This window comes from Methylibium sp. T29, from assembly GCF_000576205.1.
Taxonomy (GTDB): domain Bacteria; phylum Pseudomonadota; class Gammaproteobacteria; order Burkholderiales; family Burkholderiaceae_C; genus Methylibium; species Methylibium petroleiphilum.
Window position 1 is genome coordinate 1 of record NZ_AZND01000320.1, and the last position, 3,178, is coordinate 3,178.

Annotated in this window: 4 protein-coding genes; all 4 read right to left on the reverse strand. The window is 70.0% G+C overall.

The window, feature by feature from the left end; translation table 11 throughout:
* Nucleotides 1–1,259: DEAD/DEAH box helicase (locus x551_RS20165; RefSeq protein ID WP_152543611.1), on the reverse strand; the 1,259-nt coding region annotated here is incomplete at its 3' end.
* Between the two features lie 204 nt (nucleotides 1,260–1,463).
* The gene (locus x551_RS20170; protein WP_231497816.1) at nucleotides 1,464–2,012 is read right to left on the reverse strand and encodes a cytochrome c; all 549 of its coding nucleotides are present in this window, start codon (nucleotides 2,010–2,012) and stop codon (nucleotides 1,464–1,466) included.
* A complete protein-coding gene (locus x551_RS26610; RefSeq protein ID WP_253950430.1) occupies nucleotides 1,999–2,367 on the reverse strand; it encodes a hypothetical protein in 369 nt (122 codons plus the stop codon). The genes x551_RS20170 and x551_RS26610 overlap by 14 nt, the downstream gene beginning before the upstream one ends.
* Nucleotides 2,364–3,178 (reverse strand): molybdopterin-dependent oxidoreductase (locus x551_RS27710; protein WP_253950429.1); only part of this gene is annotated, 815 nt, incomplete at its 5' end. The genes x551_RS26610 and x551_RS27710, both read right to left, overlap by 4 nt.

Consider the following 3,178-nt stretch of genomic DNA (forward strand, 5'->3'; position numbering starts at 1 on the left):
CCGCCACCGCCACCGCCCGCCCGGACGACCCGCGCCGCCCCGGCCGCCGCCACCAGAGCGCAGGCGCCGTTGAGCGTCTGCCGTCCGATCTGGATGGGCTGCGCCACGGCGCGCGGATCGGGCTCGAAGCCGGGCACGACCTCGCGCGGGATGCTGCGCTTGATCAGCTTCTCGATATCGCGCAGGAAGCCGTCCTCGTCGACGCAGACCAGCGACACGGCCTCGCCCAGGGCACCGGCGCGGCCGGTGCGGCCGATACGGTGCACGTAGTCCTCGGACACGTTGGGCAGCTCGAAATTGACGACGTGCGGCAACTGGTCGATGTCGATGCCGCGCGCGGCGATGTCGGTTGCCACCAGCACCTGGAGCGCGCCGCTCTTGAAGTCGGCCAGCGCCTTGGTGCGCGCGGTCTGGCTCTTGTTGCCGTGGATCGCCATCGCGGTGATGCGCTGGTCGTTCAGATACTCGGTGAGGCGGTTGGCGCCGTGCTTCATGCGGCAGAACACCAGCACCTGGTGCCAATCCTGGCTCTTGATCAGGTGGGCCAGCAGTTCCTTCTTCTTGTCGCGGTCGACCGGATGGATCTTCTGCGCGATGGTCTCGACGGTGCTGTTGCGGCGCGCCACCTCGATCACCTGCGGGCTGTTCAGCAGGCGGTCGGCCAGGGTCTTGATCTCGTCGCTGAAGGTCGCGCTGAACAGCAGGCTCTGCTTCTGCTTCGGCACGATCGCCAGCACCTTCTTGATGTCGTGGATGAAGCCCATGTCGAGCATGCGGTCGGCTTCATCGAGCACGAAGATCTCGACGTGGCTCAGGTCCAGCGTGCGCTGCTGGTGGTGGTCGAGCAGGCGGCCGGGCGTGGCCACCAGGATGTCGACGCCGCGCTTGAGGCGGTCGATCTGCGGCTGCATACCGACGCCGCCGAACATCACCATCGAGCTGAGCTTGGCGTGCTTGCCGTAGATGCGCACGCTTTCCTCCACCTGCGCCGCCAGTTCGCGGGTCGGCGTGAGGATCAGCGCCCGCACCGGGCTCTTGCCGCGAGCGTCCTTGACGGCCGGCCTGGCCATCAGGCGGTGCAGCATCGGCAGCACGAAGCCGGCGGTCTTGCCGGTGCCGGTCTGGGCGCCGGCGAGCAGGTCGCCGCCCAGCATGACGGCCGGAATGGCCTGTTTCTGGATCGGCGTGGGCGTCTCGTAGCCGGCGTCGACGATGGCTTGCAGCAGGGGCTCGGCGAGCCCCAGTTCTTTGAATGACATGAATGAGGTGCCCGGATGCGGGCATCGAGTCGGCCTGCCGCGGCGTGCGAAGCACGTGCGCCAGTCGGAGGCCTGAAGGGGGAAGAGGTCGGAATCGACTGCAGCGCAAGGACTGGAACTGCGCGCTGCGGGCGCTATTGTAGGGGACAGATTGGAAACCCTCAGTTCCGCGAGGCAGGACCCGGCCCGCGCCGACAGCGGCGGTCAGCGCGGCGGCAGCGTCGCGTCGATGCCGGTGAAGCCGTCGCGGTTGGGCATGCGCAGCCGTGGCAGGGTCCGGGCGTCCATCTCGTCTGTCTCGCCGATCAGCCCGTTGGCGTACAGCAGGTAGGCGGTGAGCGCGTAGACCTCGTCGGCGCTGAGCGTGCCGGGTGCCGTCATCGGTTTGGCGCGGCGCAAGAAGTCGAAGACCGTCGTCGCGTAGGGCCAGTAGAGGCCGATGGTCTTGTCGGGCGTCGGGCTGGTCAGCGGCTCGGTGCCGCCGGCCAGCTCCTCGGCACTTGCGCCGCGGCCTCCCGCCCCATGGCAGGCCGCGCAGTGCTGGCGGAACAGGATGGCGCCTTCGGCGGCATTGCCGCGGCCGGCAGGCAGGCCACGGCCGTCGGGAAAGACGCTCAGGTCCCAGCGGGCGACTTCCTGCGCGTCGACCGGCCGGCCCAGACGCGGTGCCTGCAGGGCCTCGGCCGCCGCAGCGCCGCCGGCCCACGCCAGCAGCAGCCCGGCGGCCAGCGCACGCGGCTCACGCATAGACATGGCGCACGTTGCCTTCCTCGTCGACGGCCCAGGACACGATGGCGTTGTAGTGGAAGTAGCCGTTGGTGCCGCGCTGCGCCACCAGGGCGTTGCGCTCGGGCTGCACATCGCCGGTCTCGTCGGTCGCGCGGCTCTTCAGCACGGTGGGTCGACCATCCCATTTCCATGCGGCGCGAAAGCGCGTCATGCAGCGCGGCAGCACCGGGTCCTGCAGCGTGGCGTCGGCCCAGCTGCGGCCACCGTCGGCCGACACCTCCACGCGCCGGATGCGGCCCCGGCCGCTCCACGCCAGGCCGCTGATCGCGTAGACGTCGGGCCCGCGCAGGTGCTGGCCGTGCGAGGGCGAGGTGATCAGAGACTTGGCTCCATCACGAAGGTGAACATGCGCGCCTTGCCGTCGGGCAGCAGCTCGGTGTACTTGGCCGTCTCGTTGCGCGCCATCAGCGGCTGTTCGCTCAACTGCAGCCGCCTGAGCCACTTGACATTCAGGACACCCTCCCAGCCGGGGACGATGAGCCGCAGCGGATAGCCGTGCTCGGGCCGCAGGCGCTCGCCGTTCTGGTAGAGCGCGACGATCGCGTCGTCCATCAGCTTGGCGACCGGCAGGCTCACGTTCATCGCGAAGGCGTCGGCGCCCTCGGCGACGGCCCAGGTCGTGCGCGGCTCGATCCCGGCCTCGTCGAGCAGCACCGAGAGCGGCACGCCGGTCCACTCGCTGCACGAGACCAGGCCGTGGAAGGAGCCGACCGGCCGCTGGATCGGCTCGGGATGCCAGCCCGCGTTGCTGTTGCCGCCGCACTCCAGCACAAGCAGCTGCGAGCGCATCGGGTAGCGCAGCAGGTGGTCGACGCCGAAGCTCAGCGCACGCTTCACACGGCCGTGGATCAGCAGGCGGTGCTGCGCCGGATCGATGTCGGGCACGCCGTTGTGGTGGCGCTCGAAATGCAGGCCGGTGGGCGTGATGATGCCTTCGAGCTCCTCCAGCGGCGTGAGCGACACGCCGTTGCCCGGCAGCAGGCGGTTGCCGCTGATGCGGCGGATCACCTGCTGCTCGTGCTTCGAGGGCTGGCCATAGACCGTGAACGGGCGGCCCGGCGCGTGCATCCATGGGGGGGAAGGATCGCCGGCGCTGACCGCCGGCGCGGCCGCCTGCAGCGGCGCGGCCG

Coding starts and splice junctions, on each gene's coding strand:
- x551_RS20170 (WP_231497816.1), bottom strand. CDS start 2,012: ATGTCTATGCGTGAGCCGCGTGCGCTGGCCGCCGGGCTGCTGCTGGCG.